Genomic DNA, 20,336 nt, shown 5'->3' with positions numbered 1-20,336 from the left:
GTCCAGCGATCGGCCGCCCTTCGGGGCGGCTTTTTCGTTATAATTCTCCTTATCTCGGCGAAGGTAACGTTGGGTCAACTGTCGCGACGGATAGTCTCATCGCATCCGCTTGCGCAACAGGGAGACCGTCAGCGTCATGGCCGAAAAGAAACGTCAGCCGGCACGTCTTTGGGCCTATGGGCTTCAGGGGCAGACACGCGAGCGCGTTGCCGAGGTCGGCAAGATCCTGCTGCCGCATCTCGATGCGGTGCTGGCGAGTTTCTATGAAGACATCGCCAACACCCCTGACTGGGACGCGTATTTCACGACCGAAGCGCTGCGCGCGCATGCCCGCAAGAAGCAGAAAGAGCACTGGATTCTCATGTTCAGCTCGAACTTCTCGCAGACTTATTTCGAAAGTGCGGAAAAGATCGGCCGGGTCCACCACCGGATCGGCCTGCCGATCAGCCATTATACTGCGGCCTATGCCCGGGTCGGTCTGGCGCTTCAGGGTCTGATCATGGCCGAGGTGCGCAGGAAATCCTTCCTGGGCCGCGGCGACCCGACCCCGTACATGGACGCCCTGTCGCGGGTGCTGATGCTGGATACCGAGGTCGCGAACTCCGGCTTTTTCGCCGCGCAGGCCGAGGAATACGAGGCCCGGCTTTCGACGCTGGGCCGCAATTTCGAGGACGACATCGGCCGCATCACGGATGTGCTGTCGACCTCGATGCGCCGCCTCGACGATGCGGCGGGCACCATGAACACAGAGATTTCCCGCGCCCGTCAAGGTGCCGACTCGCTGTCGGACAACGCCTCGCGGATCGCCACCAGCGCACAATCCGTCGCCTCGGCAATCGATGAGCTGTCCGCCTCGATCACGTCGATCACCCAGGATGTGAACAACGCCGCCTCGGCCTCGGCCAACGCGATGGAAGAGGCCGAGGCCTCATCGGAACAGGTCGAAAGCCTGCAATCCGCGGCCGAGGAAATCGGCGAGGTGGTGAACCTGATCGCCGAGATTGCCAAGCAGACCAATCTTCTGGCGGTGAACGCGACGGTCGAGGCCTCGCGCGCGGGCGACGCGGGCAAGGGCTTTGCCGTCGTCGCCTTCGAGGTCAAGGCCCTGGCCGAACGGATCAGCCAGGCGACCAGTTCGATCAACGACCGGATCAAGCGGATCCAGTCCGAAACCCAGCTGATGGGCACCCGCATGACCGGCATCAGCGACTGCGTCAGCCGGGTCAGGTCGTTCTCGGACAGCATCCGCGTCGCGGTGGCCGAACAGACCCAGGCCGCCCAGCATATCTCCCAGCATGCCGAGTCGACGGCCTCCAGCACCACCGACATGGCCCAGATGATCCACGACGTCTCGCATCGGGTGGAACGGTCTGGCGACACGTCGATGGCGCTCAAGGACGCGGTCGGCACCGTATCGGGCGAGGCGGGCACCTTGTCTGACAAGGTCCGGAGCTTCCTCGTCGCGCTCCGCGCCGCCTGATCGGAGGCCAAGCAGCCGGGCGTATGCGCGTCCCAATCGCCGACGCCGTCCGTCCGCCGGGGGCGGCATGGGCCGCGCCCCAACCACGCTTGGCCTCAAAGCCCACGCCGGTGCGCGACCGCAGACAGCCAGCGTCCCCTTTTCAAACTGCTGCGGCCTGCGTCGGTCCCGCAAACGAAGGCAGCCAGGCGACGGAGCGCATCGCGCAAAAGACCGGCGTGATCGACGCATCAGATCCGCAGGAACTCCTGCATGGCGCAGATCCGGGGCGACCTGCAAATCGCGACAGAGACGGCCTCCGATATCCGCACACCACCCAGGTCTTCCCAATCGAAGCGCCGCCCGGTCCGGCTCTTGCAGCAGCGGCTTCCGAGAACCCGATCCGGGGGGCGTGGCCCGGCTCGCCCGGGACAGCGCGACGCGTCTGTCAGGCCCAGAACGGCGCCCTCGGGGACCGGAAAAGCGAGCCGTGTCAAAGCGGGCCTTTCGCCGTGCTGAGCCGAAGGGCGTTCGGAAACCGAGAGATGGCGCCCTCGCACCTGACGGTTTCGATCGGCAGATGCCGATGACCGGAACAATTCCGGACCCGGGCGCGGCCCGTCCCCGGGCTCAGGCCTCTCGCGGCTGCGGACGCGACGGGATCTCTTTCAAGAGCCCCCCCACCGCCATGTCGGCAATGGCAGCGGCATCGACCTCGATGCCGCAGGCCACCCGCTCCAGCACCCAGTCGGCGCCGTTCAGCGCGGGCGAGCGGGCACAACCCGGCAGGCCGATCACCGGCCGCCCGCCCTGCGCCCCCAGAAACAACAGATTGCCCGGATCGACCGGCATGCCGAACCGTTCGACCGTCCCGCCCGCAAGGCGCACCGCCTCGGGCCCCACGTCGCGCGGGTCCGAAGTGGCCGAGCCGGTCAGGATCAACCCGATTTCGCCTGGCAGATCGGCCAGCACCGCGGCCATCGCCCCGGCCTCGTGCGGCACGACCCGCACCGCGTCGAGAGAAATCCCCAGCGCCGTCAGCCGGGCTTCGACCGCACCCGCGCCCTTGGCGGTCAGGCCCGGCTTCTGCCCCGCCACCTCGGACAGGATCAGCCCCGCCGATCGCCGCTGCACCGGATGCACCCGGACGGCCGACCGCCCGGCCTGGCAGGCCAGCGCAAGCGCCCTCCCCGGCACCGCATAGGGCAGGATCTTCACGGTACCGACCAGCATGCCGGGCGCGACCCGGACCAGCGGCGCGAGGGTTGCCAATGTGATGCCGGGATCGACCCGATTGATCGCCTGGACCGCCGCCGCGTCGAGCCCGACAACCCCGGGGCCGACCGCGTGCAGGTTGACCCGCCCCCGCGCCGCCGGTCCGATCCGGAGCGCCGCAGCCAAGGGGTCCGGAACCAGCGCTGCCGCCAGCCGCGCCGCCGCGGCATCCTCGGTCACGTCGTCCGGATCGGGGCGCGCGACCGTGACCGAGGCGATGCCTGCCGCCGCCAGCGCCGCCCCATCCTCGGCCGTCAAAATGCGGCCCTTCTGCAGCCGCCGCCCCGCCAGCGTCAGCGAATGCGCGAGGATCGCGCCCTCGGCCTCGGCGGGCGGCACCGGACCGAAGCGCATCAACCCCGCCTCAGCCGCTGGACGATCTCGGCCAGGATCGCGACCGCGATCTCGGCCGGCGATCGCGCCCCGATATCAAGCCCCACCGGCGCGTGGATCGCCGCGATCCGGTCCGGTGCCACCCCGGCCGCCTGCAGCCGCTCGACCCGCTTGGCATGGGTGCGCGGCGAGCCGAGGCAGCCCAGATAGAACGCCTCGGACTGAAGCGCGGCCAGAATCGCCGGATCGTCGAGCTTGGGATCGTGGGTCAGGGTCACGACCGCGGTGCGGGCATCGAGGCCGAGGCCCGCCAAGGCCTCGTCGGGCCAGGCGTCGATCAGGGGCTCGCCGGGAAAGCGCGCCTCGGACCCGAAGGCCGGGCGCGGGTCGATGACCACCGGGGCAAAGCCCGCCAGCCGCGCCATCTGCACCAGTGGCTGGGCGATATGGACGGCCCCAACCACGGCAAGCCGCAGCGGCGGGTTGTGGATCGCGATGAAGGCCGCCCCCTCGAAGCCCGAGCGGTCGGCGCGCATCCGGTCGGCCAGAACCGGCCCGAGGTCCGGGTCGCCGGGCCCCGCAAGACGCCGGGCCCAGCTGTCGGTCTCGACCACATAGGCCACCGCCCGGCGCGCGGCCCGGGCCGCGACCAGATCGGCCAGAAGCGCCTCGGGCAGCGCCGCGCCCACCGGCTCGACCAGCACACGAATGCGGCCGCCGCAGGCGAGCCCCACGGCAAAGGCGTCCTCGTCGCTGACGCCGAAGTCGAGCAGGCGGGGGCGGCCGTCCCCCAGCGCCTCGAGCGCCTCGGCGATCACCGCGCCCTCGACGCAGCCGCCAGAAACGGAGCCCGCCATGCCGCCCGCGCCCGAGACCGCAAGCTGGCTGCCCACCGGGCGCGGCGCGCTGCCCCAGGTTTCGATCACGGTGGCCAGCACCGCGCCCTGCCCCGTCCTGTGCCATTCGAGCGCGGCTTCGGGGATCGCGTCATGGTCTGCGATCTGCATGGATGGTGTCCTCCCTCGGACCGGATATTGGGGGGCCGCGCCGCCGGGGGAAATAGGCAAAAGGTGGCGCCCCCGCCCGCCGGGGTCCGGCGGGCGGGGAGGCCGGGGCCGGCTATTCGGCGGGCGCGGTCTTCGCGGCGTCGGCAGCGGCGGCGCGGGCGGCCGTCCGTCCGACGATCCGGCGCGGCAGAAGGATCGCGATAAGGATGAAGGCAGCCCCCATCACGATGCCCGCCAGATCGCCCTGCAGCGCCGGGATCGCGGCGGGGTAGTCGGCCCCCGGAATGGCGCCCAGAGTCCATTTCTCGCCGTTCAGAAACCCGATCGACTCCCAGAACGGATAGCTGACCATGAAGCCCGCGGCGCCAACGAGCCCGCCCGCCACGAAGAACAACGCATCGATCCGGCCGACCGCAAGCCCGCACAGCCCGGTGCCCGGGCAATAGCCCGCGATGGCCCAGCCGAAGCCCAGGATCGCCCCGCCCAGCAGCACGCCCACATGGACCGCCTTCACCGACATGTGGCCCACATCGACAAGCCCGTACATCTGCCCCGCGAAGATCAGGATCGAGGCGGTGCCGATGGCCACGAGGATGGTCTTCATCAGGTTGGTATCGGTCAGGGTCAGCATCCTCGCGATCCAGTTCGGGTTCGTGGCCCCGATCCGGTCGAGCATCGCCCCGAAGGCCGCGCCCAGAAGCCCGGCGATGACAAGGGTCATGGTCATAGCTTAGCCCTCCTTCTTCAGAAGCGCCATCGCCGTCGGGAAGGCGGTCAGAAACGCCCCGAAGGCAAAGACATAGCCCGAGATCGAGGTCTGCATCATCCCCGACATCATGTGCCCCGAGGTGCAGCCCCCCGCAAGCCGCGCGCCGTAAAGCACCAGCACGCCGCCCGCGAAGGCCAGGACCCAGCGCAGCGGCCAGAAGCCGCCGGTATTGGCGCGGTACATGGCGGGCACGTTGCGTTCGCCCTTCGGCACGGTCGAGCGGATCAGCGAGGACAGGAACGCCCCCACCATCATCGCCAGAACGAAGACCACGGGATAGGTCAGCGGATTGCCCGCCTCGGCCGCCAGCGCCCCGCCCGATTTCGCCAGATAGGCATTGGTCGAGGTAAAGCCCTCGGCGGTCTGCGTGACGATGCCCGCATCGGGCTGCTGGAGGTTCCACAGGACGGCGTCGAGCACCACGAACTGGGTCGAGACGCCGATCGGCTTGGCCAGAAGCACGGCCAGGAAGACCAAGATCCCAAGGAGCGGGCCGCCGATCTTCCAGTTGAGTGGCATGGGTTTCACCGGATTTCACTCCCCTCATTATATTCTCTGTTTGGAATATAATGACAGGGCGCGACGAGTCGGATCAAGACGGATCGCCTGTGACAAAAACGGAAACGGGAAACGCAAAAAACGCCGTGGGAGGGAGGGCCCACGGCGTTTCACTGACCGGCATCCGGGGAGGGAGGACCCCTTTGATGCCGAAATCCTGTGCTGGGAAAGACACAGGGACTCGCTGCGGGCTTGCTGGCGCCGGCTGGGAACGTTCCGACGCCGCCCGCAAACAGTGACTGTCAGATGTATCTTTCGCCGGGCCGTCACTTTGATCTGGATCAAACCGGTCCGGAATGTCGCATGGCGGCCAGCAATCGGTCGCGTTCGCCGGTGTCGCGGGCCTCGGAGACGGCCTCGGCGAGCTCTTCCAGCGAGCGGATCGAATGGCCCGCGCGAAAGCAGTCCACATGGGGCAGCATCGCCTGTATTCCCCGGGCCTTCGGCGCGAATCCGTCCCAGCGCAGAAGCGGGTTGATCCAGATGAGACGGCGCGCCGAGAGATGCAGCCGCTCGATCTCTCGCGACAGGATGTCCGCCTCGTCGCGGTCGAGCCCGTCGGTAATCAGCAGCACGACCGCGCCGGGGCCGAGAACCCGGCGCGACCAGTCGCGGTTGAAGGCATGCAGGGCACTGCCGATTCGGGTGCCGCCCTCCCAGTCGGGGGCCTCGGCCCCAGCCGCGGCAAGCGCCGCGTCGACGTCGCGGGTCGCGAGATGCCGGGTGATGTTGGTCAGGCGGGTACCGAAAGTGAAGGCATGGACCCGCGCCCAGCCCGCACCCCTGGCGTTCAAGACGGCGTGCAGGAAGTGCAGCACCATGCGGGAATACTGCGACATCGACCCCGAGATGTCGCAAAGCACCACCAGATTGGGCCAGCGCGGGCGCCGATTTTTCTGCGAAAAATCGCGGACCTCCCCGCCCGCGCGCAGGGAGGCGCGCATCGTGCCGCGCCAATCGGGCAGCCGCCCGTGCCGCGCGGCCTGGCTGCGGCGCGACACAAGGGGCGCCACCGGCAGGCGCAGCCGGGACAACATCCGCTTCGCCTCGGCGGTCTCGGCGGTGCTCATCTGCTCGAAGTCAAGGCTCTTGAGCCGTTCGCGTGCCGACTGGGTGCCGGTCGCATCGATCTCGATGTCCTCTTCGGGTCCAGGTTCGACGGGATCGGACAAATCGCGCGGCACGCCATCCAGCAGCGCCTCGGCCGCGCGCTTCTCGGCCGGGCGCGCCCGGCGCTCTTCCGCGGCACCGCGCAACGCAGGCAGCATCAGGCTCATCATGTGTTCGAGAAAGCGCGGGTCGCGCCAGTACAGCCGGAACACCTGGTCGAAGACCGCGCGATGCTCGGGGCGCGACACGAAACAGGCGGCGAGGGTATGGTGAAAATCGGCCCGGTCGGTGAAGCCCGCCGCCTCGACCGCGCGAACGGCGTCGATGGCCCGGCCGGGACCGACAGGCAGCCCTGCCTTGCGCAGGGCACGCGCGAAATGAAGGATGTTGTGCGAGAGCTTCCCCTCGTCGGGGATGCCGAGGGCGGGATAGTCAGCCATCTTCATCCACTCCGGGGCGCGGCAGGGTCAGGCGGTCGCAAGTTCGGCCCTCACCGCATCCAGAAGGCGCCGCGCCTCGGAGCCTTCGAGCCGCTGGATGTCGTCCTGGTATTTCAGAAGCGCGCCGATGGTGTCGGCGATCACTTCTGGCGAGAGGCCGATCACGTCGAGGGCGAGCAGGCATTTGGCCCAGTCGATGGTCTCGGCGACGCCCGGCTTCTTGAACAGATCCTCGCTGCGAAGCCGCTGCACGAAGGCCACGATCTCGCGGCTGAGGGTTTCGGCCGCCTCGGGCGCGCGGGCCTGCAGGATCTCGAGCTCGCGGGCGAAATCGGGGTAGTCGACCCAGTGATACAGGCAACGCCGCTTCAGCGCGTCATGGACCTCGCGCGTGCGGTTCGAGGTCAGGATGACGATCGGCGGCTCGGCCGCGCGGATCGTGTCAAGTTCGGGGATCGTCACCTGGAAATCGCCCAGCGCCTCCAGCAGGAAAGCTTCGAAAGGTTCGTCGGTTCGGTCGATTTCGTCGATCAGCAGAACGGGCGCGCCGCCCGGCTGGGGCCGCATCGCCTGCAATAGCGGCCGTTCGATCAGGTAGCGTTCGTCGAAGAGCTCGGCTTGCAGCCCGGCGCGGTCGGCACCGCCCGCGGCCTCGGCAGTACGGATCGCGATCATCTGCGCGGCGAAGTTCCATTCGCAGACCGCACTCGCGGCATCGAGCCCTTCGTAGCATTGCAGGCGGATCAGCCGACGGCCCAGCGCTGCGGCAATGGCGCGGGCGATTTCGGTCTTGCCGGTGCCGGGCTCGCCCTCGAGAAAGAGCGGCCGCCCGAGCCTGAGCGCCAGAAAGGCCACCGTCCCGAGCGCGCGGCCGCAGACATAGTTCTGGCCCGCCAGCATCGCCTGCACCGCATCGATGGACCCGATCACTTCTGCCACCCGCCCTGTCCTTCTCCTTAGCGTTCCGCTGGCCCCCGTCCCAGGACCGGCGATTGCCTCACCCTGCCGCGCAGGCTATGCCTCGTCCATAAGCCTAAAGGAGGAGGAACGGCCTTGGAGAGTCCGCTGAAACCGAAGGATGCGCCCGAGCTGGCGCGATTCGACTGGGAGGACCCGCTGCGGCTGGAGGACCGGCTGGACGAGGATGAACGGATGCTGCGGGACGCGGCGCGGGCCTTTGCCCGGGACCGGCTGCAGCCCCGCGTGACCGAGGCCTTCCGCAACGAGACGGTCGAGCCGGAACTCTTCCGCGAGATGGGCGAGGCCGGGCTTCTGGGGGTGACGCTGCCCGAGGCATATGGCGGGCTTGGGGCGTCTTACGTGACCTACGGCCTTGTCGCGCGCGAGATCGAGCGGGTCGATTCGGGCTATCGCTCGATGATGTCGGTGCAGTCCTCGCTGGTGATCTATCCGATCTACGCCTACGGCTCGGAGGCGCAGCGACAGCGCTATCTGCCGGGGCTGGCGCAGGGCACGCTGATCGGCTGTTTCGGGCTGACCGAACCAGAGGCGGGCAGCGATCCGGGCAGCATGAAGACCCGGGCCGAGAAGACCGCCACCGGCTACAGGCTGACCGGCACCAAGACCTGGATCTCGAACGCGCCAATGGCCGATATCTTCGTGGTCTGGGCGAAATCCGAGGCCCATGGCGGCAAGATCCGCGGATTCGTTCTGGAAAAGGGGATGGCCGGGCTTTCGGCGCCGAAGATCGAGGGCAAGCTGTCGCTTCGGGCCTCGCCCACCGGCGAGATCGCGATGGACGGGGTCGAGGTCGGCGAAGAGGCGCTTTTGCCCGGGGTCGAGGGGCTGAAGGGGCCGTTCGGCTGTCTGAACCGGGCGCGCTACGGCATTGCCTGGGGCGTGATGGGCGCGGCCGAGGCCTGCTGGCATGCGGCGCGGAGCTATGGGCTCGACCGGCGTCAGTTCGGCCGCCCGCTGGCCGCGACGCAGCTGTTCCAGAAGAAGCTTGCCGACATGCAGACCGAGATTGCGCTTGGGCTGTCGGCCTGCCTGCAGGTCGGGCGGCTGATGGACGAGGCCCGTGCCGCGCCCGAGGCGATCAGTCTGATCAAGCGCAACAATTGCGGCAAGGCGCTGGAGATCGCCCGGGCGGCGCGCGACATGCATGGCGGCAACGGGATTTCCGAGAGCTATCCGGTGATCCGCCACATGGTGAACCTCGAGACGGTGAACACCTACGAGGGCACGCATGACGTGCATGCACTGATCCTCGGCCGCGCACAGACCGGGCTGCAGGCCTTTTTCTGAAGCCACCTGAGACCCCGTCGCGGGGCCGGAATCGCGCGCGCCGGAGTTAGTGTTCAGTTGGTTTGATACCGGTGGTTCACGAGGTTTGATCCCGGAAGAACCCGGCAGTCCCCCGGTTATCCGGGATGGCCCAGCGGCGTCCGGCACAAGGTCAACGGCGTCTGCGGCGCTGCCACCATGCGTGGATTGCGGACTTCGCGACCCGGCGGCCTTCGGGAAATGTGCGCGATACCTCTGACGCGATATCGTCGAACGTCATGCGGTCGATGCGCGCCTCGATAAAGGCACGCAATTCAGGGTCCGTCTCGATCTTCGAGGGTCTTCCGGGCCGGTGATTGCGGCGATGGTCAGACGGTTCCGGCAGGTCCTGGAAGCCGATTTGAACGCCCTTGGAATGCGCGCTCAAAGGGTCGACCCGGAGTTCATCCTCTGCCTGATCGAGCGCGTCCGCGAGCCGGTCCAAAAGCAACTTCAACTGCCCGACCACTGCGCAAGCGGTTCTGATCTGGAGCGACACGCCGTCCATCTGATCAATCGCTCAGCGCTTCGGGCCAAAGACCCAATTGACGTGCGACATCGGCTGCTTCCGACGAAACTGAGGCACCTGCGGAAACTCTTGTGCGCGGTGGCGCGGCCGTCACAGCGTAAGACGTCAAGTGAGCATAGGCAGGAGCCGCCGAGGCAACAAAGCGGTCAAAGGCCGCTTCATCGGCCACGCATGGACACGCGCCCAAGATTTCATCGGAGTTGTCGAATACCCTTTCTGGAAGGCTTCCTCAACCTTTGCAGTCGCGCGCTCCAAACGCCAGGCATTTGGCTCTTCTAAGGCCGCGCATGGCAGCGCTGACGGCATTCGCGATGCCGCGCGCAACCGCAATGCCGCGCGCGCGGCCGTCGCTGCGGCCAACACCTACATAACCGACGCGAGTTTCGAGGCCGCGCTTGCCGCCCTCGATGTGGACAAGGCGGAACGTCCAGAACGGCCCGGAAAAGTGGTCGGCGCCCGCTTCGGCCCGCCGCTGAACCCACGTCCCACCATTGCGGAGCCCGAGACCGCCAAACCAGACGAGTACATGTCGAATTTCGATGCCTTCCTTGCCGCCAAGCGGTCGAAGGGCGGGAAACCGGCATGAGAGGCGCTGCAACGCCTCCCATGCCATTGGCAGAGGGCCGAGGCCCTCACTTCACCAGGAGAGGACTATGACCAACGTAATCCCGATTGCCAAGCCAGAAGTCGCATCGCGACAGATAGGCGGCTGGGTCGAGACCGAAGCGTCCAAGATTATTCTTCGGTCCCTGGAGCTCATCCGAGCCATGGACCCTCCGGCGCTCACAATGGTCGCGGGCGCACCCGGCCTTGGAATAACCAAGTCTTTGTTCCGCTTCAAAAACACTCACAAAAACGTCTTGATCCACGTCGCGGTGCAAGGCGAAGGAGGCGTCTGGAACCTGGCGAACGAACTCTACAGGTTGCTGGATATCGAAGACCCGAATGGCCGACGCCTGCCCGAAGAGAGGCGGCGCATCGCCGAGGCGGTCGGTTTCGAGTCGATGCTGCTTATAGACGAGGCCCAGTATCTGGTGCAGCGCAACGGCCGGGGTCGCGATGACCTTCAGCCGTGGCCCTCGGCCGCGAGCGAGACCAGAAGCCGTGCCATCGCGGCCTTCCGCTCGGCCCGTTCGCGCAGCGAGGGCGACGCCTCCATGAACGCCGCGTGCGCCGCCTCGTCATAGGTGCCCGGCTCAAGGTGCAGCTCGTCGCAGGTCTTGCGCTGCCAGGCCAGCCGCTCGGGCTCGGGCAGGTCGGAAACCGGGAAGAGGAAGACGTTGCCGTTGGAGCGCGGTTCGATGCCATTCCGCTTGAGCTAGGCGAGGCAAGGCAAGCGGGCTTGCTGCTTGGGATAGAACCCGCCCCTCCGAGCTCTGAAGCGGTCGCCATAGGCAAAGGAGCACCTCGTTTCTTGCCTTGCCCTTCGGGCACTCGTATAATAGTTACGGAATACCGTAAATAATTACGGATTACAATATTGGGATGAGGTTATCCGGACTATGGCCGCAGAACAAGAGCCCTACACGCTCCTTGATCTCTCGCCCGTCCTGCGGTCGATTATGGCTGCGCGCGGGCTGTCGGTTGCGGACATGGCCCGTATGGCTGGTGTGTCGAAAAGCGCCATGGAGAAGTATCTGGCCGGACCGAGTTCGCCGCGCGCGGTCGCGGTAGCCTCGCTTGCGAGAGCGTTGAATATCAGCACGGATGCCCTGGTATTCGGCGAGTTCTATGAGATGACGGAGAAGGCGGCCCACCGAGCCGCCGTTGACGGGTTCATCAAGCTTCTACGCGACCTCAAGTCGGACCCGGAGCTTTCAAGAACCTTTGCCGAACTCGAACCCGGTTCCGATGCGCTCTCGGACTTCACTATGCGCGTTGCGCTTGACCGAGCCGACGACGTCCACCGGCAATTCGTTGGGCGGCACTTCCGCATTTTGCCCGCGACAACGACCATCAAGCGTTAAGTCTCAGCTTAACGATCCCTGCAAGCTCCCATTGATATCATTGGATTTTTTACTGCACCTTTGGGTGTTTTGCGGCGTTTCCGGCCCAAATCGGCCCCATCGGTATTAAACCTCGTGAACCAGCCCCCCATTGCAAGCACATAAAAAGGCTTGATATTTTTTCGACCCGGTATCAAACCATCTGAACCGCGTCAGCCGGGGGCTCTGCCCCCGGACCCCCGGGGTATTTCGGCCAAGAAGAAGGACAGCCCCTTCGCCGCACTGGGTTTCGGGCTGAAACCGGCGTATGTGGAAGCCGTGCCTTTTCGTGCAGGAGTGCCCGCAATGCCCTTGGATCTCTGGTTTGCCTTTGCTGCGGCTTCGGCCCTTCTTCTGATGAGCCCCGGCCCGACGGTCCTGCTTGTGCTGAGCTATGCCCTGAGCCAGGGGCGGCGGGTGGCCGTGGCGATGGCCCTGGGCGTGGCCCTGGGCGATCTGATCGCGATGACGGCCTCTCTGGCCGGCCTGGGCGCGCTGGTGCTGGCCTCGGCCACGCTGTTCTCGGTGCTGAAATGGGTGGGGGCGGCCTACCTGGTCTGGCTCGGGATCAAGCTTTTGCGGAGCCGCCCGGCGGCACTGGAAGAGGAGAGCGGCGGCGTGCCAGAGCAGCGCCCGGCCCGGGCGATTTTCGCCCATGCCGCGATGGTCACCGCGTTGAACCCGAAATCGATCGCGTTCTTCATCGCCTTCGTTCCGCAATTCCTGCGGCCCGAGGCGCCGCTGGCGCCGCAATTCGCGACGCTGATCGCCACATTCGTCGGGCTCGCCGCGCTGAACGCGCTGAGCTATGCGCTGCTGGCCGACCGGCTCAGGGCGCAGATCCGGCGGCCTTCGGTGCTGCGCTGGATGACCCGGGCCGGGGGGGGCGCGCTGATCGGCATGGGGGCCCTGACCGCGACGGCGGCGCGCACCTGACCGGCCCCGGGGCGGTTTTCCGCTGACCGGACGCCGTGCCGCGCCGGTCGGTGAAAAACGCGCCTTTCGGACGCCGCAACTTGGATTTAGGCTTCCTCACGGTTGTAGAGGTGGGCATGAAGGACCGGTTCGCGAGCGAAAGCGAGACAGGCCGCTGGCATACACTGCTGGACCGGTCCGGTACGGGGGCGTGGGTCAAGGCGCTTGGCCCCGACCATGCCGCCGTCTGGGCGGCGGGGGGCGGCACGCTTCTGGTCACTTTCGAGCAGGCCCGCGAGATCCTGACCGGGGCGACCGTCGGCCATACCCTGGCCGCCCAGCTTGCCGAGCCCGCGGGCTGGTCGCGGCTGACCTTGGTAGCCCATGGCGCGACCTGGTTCCGCGACCGGGCGGTTTACGACTTCTTCGACGAGCGCGTCGATTCAGAATTCTTCGACGCGTTCGATCGCGTGGTGTTCTACGGGGCGGGCATGTGCGGCTATGCGGCCTGCGCCTATTCCGTCGTGGCGCCGGGGGCGGCTGTGGTTGCGCTCGCGCCGCAGGCCACGCTGGACCCCGCGCAGCTGGACTGGGACCGGCGTTTTCTGATGGCAAGGCGGCGCGACTTTACCTCGCGCTATGGCTATGCCCCGGACATGATCGAGGCCGCCTGCTGTGCGGCAATCCTCTACGACCCGGCGCAGACGCTCGACGCGATGCATGCCGCTTTGTTTGACGGGCCCAACGTGATGCGGCTGGCCACGCCCCATTGCGGCGACGCGCTCGAGGCGCATCTGTCGGCCATGGCCGTCCTGCCGGAACTGATCGACGCGGCGGGCGAGGGTCAGTTGACCGCCGAGGTCTTTTTCCGGCTTTTCCGGGCGCGGCGCCAGCACGCACCCTATCTTGCGGCCCTTCTGGACCGGCTTGACAAGTCCGGCCGCACCGATCTGGCGCGGGGCGTTCTGCGTCATGCAAGCCATGTTGCCGAGCACGAGCACCTGACCGGCGCACGCACCGATCTGGACCGGCGGCTGCGGCGCCACCGGCCGGACGTGCCGGTCTGAGCGACCGACCGGCCCGGGATCAGAGCGAGATCAAAGGTAGAAGCGGTCGCTGAAAATCCGGCGGATCACGTCCTGCCGGGTCAGCCCCCGGGCCGCCAGATCCTCGTCCGAGATGGCGTTCAGCTTTTCCAGCGCACGGGTGCGCGGGTGGTTCTCGACGATGCGGACCATCGCCGCGATGATCGAGGAAACGAGCGAGCCGCGTTGGCCCGCAACATGCGTATTCGCGAGTGCCATATGGAAACTCCTGTTCGCGTACAGTTGTTTCCTCCCATGCCCGCAAGATAGGACAGTATCCGTGACTTTTCCATTGACGGATGGGAAGCCCCGCCTTGCGTCAGGCGCTTGGCTCAGGCGCGGCGCGCGGCGCCCCAAGGCCGCAAGCCGACCGCGATCGGTACTGGAAAGCGCCCGGGCGATTGTGTATCGCCCTGCCCCATGACCCAGAGCCTCACGATCCGCCGCCCCGACGACTGGCACCTGCATCTGCGCGACGGCGCCATGATGGCCGGCGTGCTGCCCGAATCCGCCCGCGACTTCGCCCGCGCCATCGTCATGCCCAATCTGGTGCCGCCGGTGGTGACCGGGACCCAGGCCGCCGCCTATCGCGACCGGATTATCGCCGCGCTGCCCGAGGGGGCGGACTTCACCCCCCTGATGACGCTCTATCTCACCGAAGAGACCGATCCCGAGGATGTGGCCCGCGCCCATGCCGAGGGGCTGGTGACGGCGGTCAAGCTCTACCCCGCCGGGGCCACGACCAATTCGGCCTCGGGCGTGAGCGATTTCGACAAGGTGCGCGGGGTCCTGGACAGGATGGCCGAGATCGGCTGCCCGCTCTGCGTCCATGGCGAGGTGGTCGACCCCGAGATCGACATCTTCGACCGCGAGGCGGTCTTCATCGACCGGGTGCTCGACCCGATCCGCCGCGCGGTGCCGGGCCTGAAGGTGGTGATGGAGCATATCACGACCTCGGACGGCGTCGATTACGTGCGCTCGGCCGAAGCGGGGCTTGGCGCGACGATCACCACCCATCACCTGATCATCACCCGCAACCATATTCTGGTGGGCGGGATCAAGCCGCATTACTATTGCCTGCCGGTGGCCAAGCGCGCGCGCCATCGCGACGCGCTGGTCGCGGCCGCGACTTCGGGCGATGTGCGCTTCTTTCTCGGAACCGACAGCGCGCCCCATGCCGACCCGGCCAAGGAAAGCGCCTGCGGCTGCGCCGGGGTCTTTTCAGCCACGAACACGCTGTCCTGCCTCGCCGAGGTCTTCGAACGCGCGGGCGCGCTTGACCGGCTCGAGGCCTTCGCCTCGCTGAACGGCCCCGCCTTCTACGGCCTGCCGCCCAATGAGGACCGCATCACCCTGACCCGGGATGCCGCGCCCGTCGCCTATCCCGCGCGGATCGAGACCGGGGCCGGGCCGGTGACGCTGTTCGATCCGGGCTTCGATCTGCACTGGCGGGTCGAGCGGTGAGCCGCGGATTTTTCGCAGAAAAATCGCCGGGCCGGGCCGCACCCGTCCGGCAGGATACGGAGACGCTTGCGCCATGATCCCGACCGCCTTCCCCGACAAGTCCGAAATCGCCCGCCTCTCCGCCCGCATGCTGCTGGAAATCGGGGCGGTGCATTTCAATGCCGAAACGCCCTTCACGCTCGCCTCGGGCCTGCCCTCGCCCACCTATATCGACTGCCGCAAGCTGATCTCGTTTCCGCGGATCCGCGCCACGCTGATGGATTTCCTGACCGTCACCGTGCTGCGCGACGCGGGCTTCGAGGCCTTCGACTGCATCGCGGGCGGCGAAACCGCGGGCATCCCCTTCGCAGCCCTCGTGGCCGAGCGGATGGCGCTGCCCATGACCTATGTCCGCAAGAAGCCCAAGGGCTACGGCCGCAACGCCCGCATCGAGGGCGTGATGGCCGAAGGCGACCGGGTGCTTCTGATCGAGGACCTGACCACCGATGGCGGCTCGAAGATCAGCTTCGTCGACGCGATCCGCGACACCGGCGCCATTTGCGGTCATACGGCGGTGATTTTCTATTACGGGATCTTCCCCGAAACCGAAAAGACCCTGGGCGATCACGGCATCCGGCTGCATCATCTCTGCACCTGGTGGGACGTCCTGGCCGAGGCCCGCGCCCAGGGCACCTTCGATTCCGCCACGCTTGCCGAAGTCGAGGAATTCCTGAAAGCGCCGCGCGCCTGGCAGGAGGCGCGAGCCAAGGTTTAGGCGCAAACCCGCCTGTCTGACGCCGGAAACCTCTCGACCTTCCGGCCCGGGAGCCCGGCAGGAAACCAAATCTTGACGCAAGGCCACCTCGACCCGCAAGACTCGGGGTGGAAACTTATGAACCATTCATCCACAGGCTATCCACAGGTTTACCCAGATTGCCGTGGCCGCAGGCGGGGGGCTAGAACCCCCCTGCAGGGAGTTTAACGAACATGAACAAGGTCAGAACCATCCGGCCCGAGGGCGAGGAGGCGGACGACACGACCGGCCTGCCCCATAACATCGAGGCCGAGCAGCAATTGCTGGGCGCGATCCTGACCAATAACGAGATCTTCGACCGGATCGCGTCCATCGTCCAGCCGCAGCATTTCTACGATCCGGTCCATTCCCGGATCTTCGAGATCGCCGCCAACCGGATCCAGAAGAACCAGCTGGCCTCGCCGGTCACGCTGAAAGCCTTCCTCGAGGATGACGAGGGGCTCGCCGAACTGGGCGGGCCGGCCTATCTGGCGCGGCTCGCAGGGGCCGCGATCTCGTCCTTCGCGGCGCGCGACTATGCCCAGATGATCTACGATTTCTGGCTGCGCCGCGAACTGATGAAGCTCGGCGCCGAAATCTCGGACAAGGCCGCCAAGGTCGACATCGCCTCGGAACCGGCCGCCCAGATCGTCGAGGCCGAACAGGGGCTCTACAAGCTGGCCGAGAAGGGCCAGTCGGAAACCGGATTTCAGTCCTTCCTGCGCGCCGTCACCGATGCGGTGAAGGTCGCCAATGCCGCCTATCAGCGGGACGGCGGGCTGGCGGGCCTCTCGACCGGGCTGACCGATCTCGACAAGAAGCTCGGCGGGCTGCACCGGTCGGACCTTCTGATCCTCGCCGGGCGGCCCTCGATGGGCAAGACCTCGCTGGCGACCAACATCGCCTTCAACATCGCCCGCGCCTACAAGCGCGGCACCCTGCCCGACGGATCGGTCGGCGCGGTCAATGGCGGCGTCGTGGGCTTCTACAGCCTTGAGATGAGCGCCGAACAGCTGGCCGCCCGGGTCCTGTCGGAGGCCGCCGAGGTGCCCTCGGAACAGATCCGCCGCGGCGACATGACCGAGACCGAGTTCCGCCGCTTCGTCAACGCCGCCAAGGACCTCGAGGCCTGTCCGCTCTACATCGACGACACGCCCGCCCTGCCGATCAGCCAGCTTGCGGCCCGCGCCCGGCGGCTGAAACGGACCCACGGGCTCGATGCGCTTTTCGTCGACTACCTGCAGCTCGTCCGCCCCGCCACCGCCAAGGACAGCCGGGTCAACGAGGTGTCCGAGATCACCCAAGGGCTGAAGGCCATCGCCAAGGAGCTGGACATCCCCGTCGTGGCGCTGTCACAGCTGTCGCGCCAGGTCGAAAACCGCGAGGACAAGCGGCCGCAACTGTCGGACCTTCGGGAATCGGGCTCGATCGAGCAGGACGCCGACGTCGTGATGTTCGTGTTCCGCGAGGAATACTACAAGGAACGGGAAAAGCCCGGCGATCACGACCTCGAGGGCATGGCCAAGTGGCAGGAGCAGATGGAATCGGTCCATGGCAAGGCCGAGGTCATCATCGGCAAGCAGCGGCACGGGCCCATCGGCTCGGTCGAGCTGAGCTTCGAGGGCCGCTTCACCCGCTTCGGCAACCTCGTAAAACCCTGGCAGCAGGGACAGGCGGTCGAGGGCTTTTGATCGACCCGGACGCGGGCGGGCCGAGCCCGGGCCATTCGGCTCTTGACGCGGCCCGCGCGCGTGGCACAACAGCGGCCATGGCTACCGGTACACTCACGATCGATCTCGACGCGCTCGCGCGCAACTGGAAGGCGCTCGACCGCGCAAGCGGAGCGGGCGTGGAAACGGGGGCGGTCGTCAAGGCCGACGGCTACGGGCTGGGCGGCGACCGCGTGGCCCGCGTGCTGGCCCAGGCCGGCGCCCGGCGCTTTTTCGTCGCCGCCGCCGAGGAAGGCGCCCAGATCCGCAACGCGCTGGGACCGGGGCCGCAGATCTGCGTGTTCTCGGGCCATATGGCGGGCGATACCGACATGATCGGCGATCTCGACCTGGTGCCGATGCTGAACTCGGTCGACCAGCTGACCCGCCACATGGAGGGCCTGCCGGGTCGTGCCTTCGGCATCCAGCTCGATACGGGGATGAACCGGCTGGGTCTTGAACCGGCCGAATGGGCGGCGGTGCGCGACATCGTCCTGGCCGCGGGGCCGGTCCTGATCATGAGCCACCTCGCCTGCGCCGACGAGCCCGGCCACCCCGCGAACCTTCAGCAACTGACCGCCTTCCGCGAGATGACCGACGGCTGCGCCGTGCCGCGCTCGCTTTCCGCGACGGGCGGCGTTCTGCTGGGGCCCAACTATCATTTCGACGTCACCCGCCCCGGCATGGGCGTCTATGGCGGGCTGCCCTTCCCCGAGGCCGAGCCGGTCGTGGGCCTGTCCTTCCCGGTGATCCAGACCCGCGAGGTGCAGCCCGGCGAAAGCATCGGCTACGGTTACACCTTTACCGCGCCCGAGCGCCGCGTGGTCGCGACCGTGACCGCGGGCTATGCCGACGGCATGCACCGGGCGCTGTCGAACCGTGGCCAGCTCTGGTTCGAGGGCACGCCCTGCCCCATCCTCGGCCGGGTCTCGATGGACCTCATCACCGCCGACATCACCCATCTGGGCACGGTTCCGCCCGCGCTTGACCTGCTTTGCCCCGAACAGGGGGTGGACGCGGTCGCCGACACCGCCGGGACCATCGGCTACGAGATCATGACCTCGCTCGGCCGCCGCTATGCCCGCCGCTATGTCGGCGGTGCGGGCACATGATCCTGCTGAACCCCGTCGGCGCGCTCGGTCGCGCGGTGCTGGACGGGCTGGCCGCGCTCGGGCGACTCACGCTCTATCTCGGGGCCACGCTTTACGCGATGGTGCGCCCGCCCTTCTATTTTCGAGAATTCGGGCATGCGGTCTGGGTGATCGGCTACAACAGCCTGCCCGTCGTCGGGCTGACCGCCGTCTTCACCGGCGCGGCGCTGGCATTGCAGATCTACGAGGGCGGCTCGCGCTTCAATGCAGGCCAGGTCGTGCCATCGATCGTCGCCATCGGCATGGCGCGCGAACTGGGTCCGGTGATGGCGGGCCTGATGGTCGCCGCGCGGGTCTCGTCCTCGATCGCGGCCGAGATCGGCACGATGAAGGTGACCGAGCAGATCGACGCGCTGGTCACGCTTTCGACCGACCCGATGCGCTATCTGACGGTGCCCCGGGTGCTGGCGGCGACGGTCACCGTGCCGGTTCTGGTCGCCGTGGGCGATTCCATCGGCATCTTCGGCGGCTATCTGGTGGGCACCCAAAGCCTCGGGCTGAACGCCGCCGCCTATCTGAAGAACACCGCCGATTATCTGGAAATCTGGGACGTGACCTCGGGTCTGGTGAAGGGCGCGGCCTTCGGCTTCCTGATCGCGCTGGTCGGCTGCTATTATGGCATGAATTCGGGCCGCGGCGCCCAGGGCGTGGGGGCCGCCACGAAATCGGCGGTGGTCGCCGCCTCGGTTCTGGTGCTGGCCGCCAACTACATTCTCACAACCCTGTTCTTCGCCGCATGATCGAGCTTCGCGATATCCGCAAGGCCTTCGGCCGGAACCATGTCCTGAGGGGCGTGACGCTGACCGTCCCGAAGGGCGAAAGCATGGTCATCATCGGCGGGTCTGGCACCGGCAAGTCGGTGCTGCTGAAATGCATCCTCGGGCTGGTGCGGCCCGATGCGGGCCAGATCCTGATCGAGGGCGAGGATGCGTCGCGCGCCGAACGCGAGGCGTTTCTGGCGCGCTTCGGGATGCTGTTTCAGGGCGGCGCGCTGTTCGATTCGCTGCCGGTCTGGCAGAACGTGGCCTTCCGGCTGATGCGCGGCGCCACCAAGCGGCCAAAGGCCGAAGCGCGCGAGATCGCCATCGAAAAGCTGCGCCGGGTCGGGCTGAAACCCGAGGTCGCCGATCTGTTCCCGGCCGAGCTGTCGGGCGGCATGCAGAAACGCGTGGGTCTGGCCCGCGCCATCGCCGCCGAGCCCGAGATCATCTTCTTCGACGAACCCACCACCGGGCTCGACCCGATCATGGCGGGCGTCATCAACGAGCTGATCCGCGAGATCGTGGTCGAGATGGGCGCAACCGCCATGACCATCACCCATGACATGAGCTCGGTCCGGGCCATCGCCGACGACGTGGCGATGCTGCATGGGGGCGTGATCCAGTGGACCGGGCCGGTCGCCGACATGGACCACTCGGGCGATCCCTATCTCGACCAGTTCATCCATGGCCGCGCCGAAGGCCCCATCGAGGCGGTGCGGTGACGGTCC

Annotated in this window: 21 protein-coding genes; 13 read left to right on the top strand and 8 right to left on the bottom strand. The window is 67.2% G+C overall.

Annotated elements, in window-relative coordinates; translation table 11 throughout:
- Window positions 1-136 precede the first annotated feature (136 nt).
- A complete protein-coding gene (locus EV657_RS08780) occupies window positions 137-1,480 on the top strand; it encodes a globin-coupled sensor protein (RefSeq protein WP_075785754.1) in 1,344 nt (447 codons plus the stop codon).
- A gap of 609 nt (window positions 1,481-2,089) precedes the next feature.
- On the opposite strand, the gene EV657_RS08775 is transcribed toward EV657_RS08780, so the two are convergent.
- The 6 genes from EV657_RS08775 to EV657_RS08750 form a co-directional block, all read right to left on the bottom strand.
- A complete protein-coding gene (locus tag EV657_RS08775; RefSeq protein ID WP_113668589.1) occupies window positions 2,090-3,088 on the bottom strand; it encodes a molybdopterin-binding protein in 999 nt (332 codons plus the stop codon).
- A complete protein-coding gene (locus EV657_RS08770) occupies window positions 3,088-4,068 on the bottom strand; it encodes an XdhC family protein (RefSeq protein WP_134077674.1) in 981 nt (326 codons plus the stop codon). The genes EV657_RS08775 and EV657_RS08770 overlap by 1 nt, the downstream gene beginning before the upstream one ends.
- 118 nt (window positions 4,069-4,186) lie before the next feature.
- On the bottom strand, window positions 4,187-4,801 hold the full coding sequence (locus EV657_RS08765; RefSeq protein WP_113668588.1) for a DUF6691 family protein: 615 nt from the start codon (window positions 4,799-4,801) through the stop codon (window positions 4,187-4,189).
- Window positions 4,802-4,804: 3 nt separating this feature from the next.
- Complete coding sequence (locus EV657_RS08760; protein WP_134077673.1) at window positions 4,805-5,362, bottom strand: YeeE/YedE thiosulfate transporter family protein; 558 nt, start codon at window positions 5,360-5,362, stop codon at window positions 4,805-4,807.
- Window positions 5,363-5,682: 320 nt separating this feature from the next.
- Window positions 5,683-6,951: a vWA domain-containing protein gene (locus EV657_RS08755; RefSeq protein ID WP_134077658.1), complete on the bottom strand. Its 1,269-nt coding sequence runs from the start codon at window positions 6,949-6,951 to the stop codon at window positions 5,683-5,685.
- Window positions 6,952-6,978: 27 nt separating this feature from the next.
- Complete coding sequence (locus tag EV657_RS08750) at window positions 6,979-7,851, bottom strand: AAA family ATPase (protein WP_134077672.1); 873 nt, start codon at window positions 7,849-7,851, stop codon at window positions 6,979-6,981.
- 153 nt (window positions 7,852-8,004) lie between these two features.
- On the opposite strand from EV657_RS08750, the gene EV657_RS08745 reads away from it, so the two are divergent.
- Window positions 8,005-9,219 (top strand): acyl-CoA dehydrogenase, encoded by a 1,215-nt coding sequence (locus tag EV657_RS08745; RefSeq protein WP_113668587.1) that lies wholly within the window; start codon window positions 8,005-8,007, stop codon window positions 9,217-9,219.
- 151 nt (window positions 9,220-9,370) lie between these two features.
- Here the strand turns inward: EV657_RS08745 and EV657_RS08740 are convergent, their stop codons facing one another.
- Window positions 9,371-9,745 carry a hypothetical protein gene (locus EV657_RS08740; protein WP_134077657.1) on the bottom strand — a complete coding sequence of 125 codons (375 nt, stop codon included), beginning with the start codon at window positions 9,743-9,745 and terminating at the stop codon, window positions 9,371-9,373.
- Window positions 9,746-9,875: 130 nt separating this feature from the next.
- Here EV657_RS08740 and EV657_RS08735 point away from each other — a divergent pair, with 130 nt between their 5' ends.
- The 5 genes from EV657_RS08735 to EV657_RS08715 all read left to right on the top strand — a co-directional run bounded on the left by EV657_RS08735 (window position 9,876) and on the right by EV657_RS08715 (window position 13,733).
- Window positions 9,876-10,352, top strand: a complete 477-nt coding sequence (locus EV657_RS08735; protein WP_134077656.1) for a hypothetical protein — start codon at window positions 9,876-9,878, stop codon at window positions 10,350-10,352.
- A 67-nt stretch (window positions 10,353-10,419) separates the two neighbouring features.
- Window positions 10,420-10,953: a TniB family NTP-binding protein gene (locus EV657_RS08730; protein ID WP_134077655.1), complete on the top strand. Its 534-nt coding sequence runs from the start codon at window positions 10,420-10,422 to the stop codon at window positions 10,951-10,953.
- A 315-nt stretch (window positions 10,954-11,268) separates the two neighbouring features.
- Complete coding sequence (locus tag EV657_RS08725) at window positions 11,269-11,733, top strand: helix-turn-helix domain-containing protein (RefSeq protein ID WP_075785743.1); 465 nt, start codon at window positions 11,269-11,271, stop codon at window positions 11,731-11,733.
- A gap of 324 nt (window positions 11,734-12,057) precedes the next feature.
- The gene (locus tag EV657_RS08720; RefSeq protein ID WP_113668579.1) at window positions 12,058-12,687 is read left to right on the top strand and encodes a LysE family translocator; all 630 of its coding nucleotides are present in this window, start codon (window positions 12,058-12,060) and stop codon (window positions 12,685-12,687) included.
- Window positions 12,688-12,803: 116 nt separating this feature from the next.
- Window positions 12,804-13,733: a phosphoadenosine phosphosulfate reductase gene (locus EV657_RS08715; protein ID WP_134077654.1), complete on the top strand. Its 930-nt coding sequence runs from the start codon at window positions 12,804-12,806 to the stop codon at window positions 13,731-13,733.
- 30 nt (window positions 13,734-13,763) lie between these two features.
- Here the strand turns inward: EV657_RS08715 and EV657_RS08710 are convergent, their stop codons facing one another.
- Window positions 13,764-13,970, bottom strand: coding sequence for a hypothetical protein (locus EV657_RS08710; RefSeq protein ID WP_075785740.1), 207 nt, complete (start codon window positions 13,968-13,970; stop codon window positions 13,764-13,766).
- Between the two features lie 201 nt (window positions 13,971-14,171).
- Between EV657_RS08710 and pyrC the strand changes: the two genes are divergently transcribed.
- The 6 genes from pyrC (at window position 14,172) to EV657_RS08680 (ending at window position 20,330) form a co-directional block, all read left to right on the top strand.
- Window positions 14,172-15,215 (top strand): dihydroorotase, encoded by a 1,044-nt coding sequence (gene pyrC, locus EV657_RS08705; protein WP_113668577.1) that lies wholly within the window; start codon window positions 14,172-14,174, stop codon window positions 15,213-15,215.
- Between the two features lie 73 nt (window positions 15,216-15,288).
- Entirely contained in the window at window positions 15,289-15,969 is a 681-nt protein-coding gene (locus EV657_RS08700) for an orotate phosphoribosyltransferase (RefSeq protein ID WP_075785738.1), read from the top strand.
- A gap of 212 nt (window positions 15,970-16,181) precedes the next feature.
- The gene (locus EV657_RS08695) at window positions 16,182-17,678 is read left to right on the top strand and encodes a replicative DNA helicase (protein ID WP_075785737.1); all 1,497 of its coding nucleotides are present in this window, start codon (window positions 16,182-16,184) and stop codon (window positions 17,676-17,678) included.
- A gap of 77 nt (window positions 17,679-17,755) precedes the next feature.
- Window positions 17,756-18,808 (top strand): alanine racemase, encoded by a 1,053-nt coding sequence (alr, locus tag EV657_RS08690; RefSeq protein ID WP_075785736.1) that lies wholly within the window; start codon window positions 17,756-17,758, stop codon window positions 18,806-18,808.
- Window positions 18,805-19,587 carry an MlaE family ABC transporter permease gene (locus EV657_RS08685; protein ID WP_081382109.1) on the top strand — a complete coding sequence of 261 codons (783 nt, stop codon included), beginning with the start codon at window positions 18,805-18,807 and terminating at the stop codon, window positions 19,585-19,587. Before alr ends, EV657_RS08685 begins: the two co-directional genes overlap by 4 nt.
- Complete coding sequence (locus tag EV657_RS08680) at window positions 19,584-20,330, top strand: ABC transporter ATP-binding protein (protein ID WP_134077653.1); 747 nt, start codon at window positions 19,584-19,586, stop codon at window positions 20,328-20,330. The genes EV657_RS08685 and EV657_RS08680 overlap by 4 nt, the downstream gene beginning before the upstream one ends.
- Window positions 20,331-20,336: the final 6 nt, after the last annotated feature.

It is taken from the genome of Rhodovulum visakhapatnamense (assembly GCF_004365965.1).
Taxonomy (GTDB): Bacteria; Pseudomonadota; Alphaproteobacteria; order Rhodobacterales; family Rhodobacteraceae; genus Rhodovulum; species Rhodovulum visakhapatnamense.
Note: the sequence above shows the minus strand (reverse complement) of the source record. Positions and strands in the feature narration are given on the sequence as shown.

Bases quoted from the DNA above. Each gene is read 5' to 3' on its own strand.
- EV657_RS08760 (WP_134077673.1), bottom strand. From the start codon at position 5,362: ATGCCACTCAACTGGAAGATCGGCGGCCCGCTCCTTGGGATCTTGGTC.
- EV657_RS08710 (WP_075785740.1), bottom strand. From the start codon at position 13,970: ATGGCACTCGCGAATACGCATGTTGCGGGCCAACGCGGCTCGCTCGTT.
- alr (WP_075785736.1), top strand. From the start codon at position 17,756: ATGGCTACCGGTACACTCACGATCGATCTCGACGCGCTCGCGCGCAAC.
- EV657_RS08715 (WP_134077654.1), top strand. From the start codon at position 12,804: ATGAAGGACCGGTTCGCGAGCGAAAGCGAGACAGGCCGCTGGCATACA.
- EV657_RS08740 (WP_134077657.1), bottom strand. From the start codon at position 9,745: ATGGACGGCGTGTCGCTCCAGATCAGAACCGCTTGCGCAGTGGTCGGG.
- EV657_RS08775 (WP_113668589.1), bottom strand. From the start codon at position 3,088: ATGCGCTTCGGTCCGGTGCCGCCCGCCGAGGCCGAGGGCGCGATCCTC.
- EV657_RS08730 (WP_134077655.1), top strand. From the start codon at position 10,420: ATGACCAACGTAATCCCGATTGCCAAGCCAGAAGTCGCATCGCGACAG.
- pyrC (WP_113668577.1), top strand. From the start codon at position 14,172: ATGACCCAGAGCCTCACGATCCGCCGCCCCGACGACTGGCACCTGCAT.
- EV657_RS08685 (WP_081382109.1), top strand. From the start codon at position 18,805: ATGATCCTGCTGAACCCCGTCGGCGCGCTCGGTCGCGCGGTGCTGGAC.
- EV657_RS08725 (WP_075785743.1), top strand. From the start codon at position 11,269: ATGGCCGCAGAACAAGAGCCCTACACGCTCCTTGATCTCTCGCCCGTC.
- EV657_RS08695 (WP_075785737.1), top strand. From the start codon at position 16,182: ATGAACAAGGTCAGAACCATCCGGCCCGAGGGCGAGGAGGCGGACGAC.
- EV657_RS08755 (WP_134077658.1), bottom strand. From the start codon at position 6,951: ATGGCTGACTATCCCGCCCTCGGCATCCCCGACGAGGGGAAGCTCTCG.
- EV657_RS08700 (WP_075785738.1), top strand. From the start codon at position 15,289: ATGATCCCGACCGCCTTCCCCGACAAGTCCGAAATCGCCCGCCTCTCC.
- EV657_RS08780 (WP_075785754.1), top strand. From the start codon at position 137: ATGGCCGAAAAGAAACGTCAGCCGGCACGTCTTTGGGCCTATGGGCTT.
- EV657_RS08720 (WP_113668579.1), top strand. From the start codon at position 12,058: ATGCCCTTGGATCTCTGGTTTGCCTTTGCTGCGGCTTCGGCCCTTCTT.
- EV657_RS08680 (WP_134077653.1), top strand. From the start codon at position 19,584: ATGATCGAGCTTCGCGATATCCGCAAGGCCTTCGGCCGGAACCATGTC.
- EV657_RS08750 (WP_134077672.1), bottom strand. From the start codon at position 7,851: ATGCTGGCGGGCCAGAACTATGTCTGCGGCCGCGCGCTCGGGACGGTG.
- EV657_RS08765 (WP_113668588.1), bottom strand. From the start codon at position 4,801: ATGACCATGACCCTTGTCATCGCCGGGCTTCTGGGCGCGGCCTTCGGG.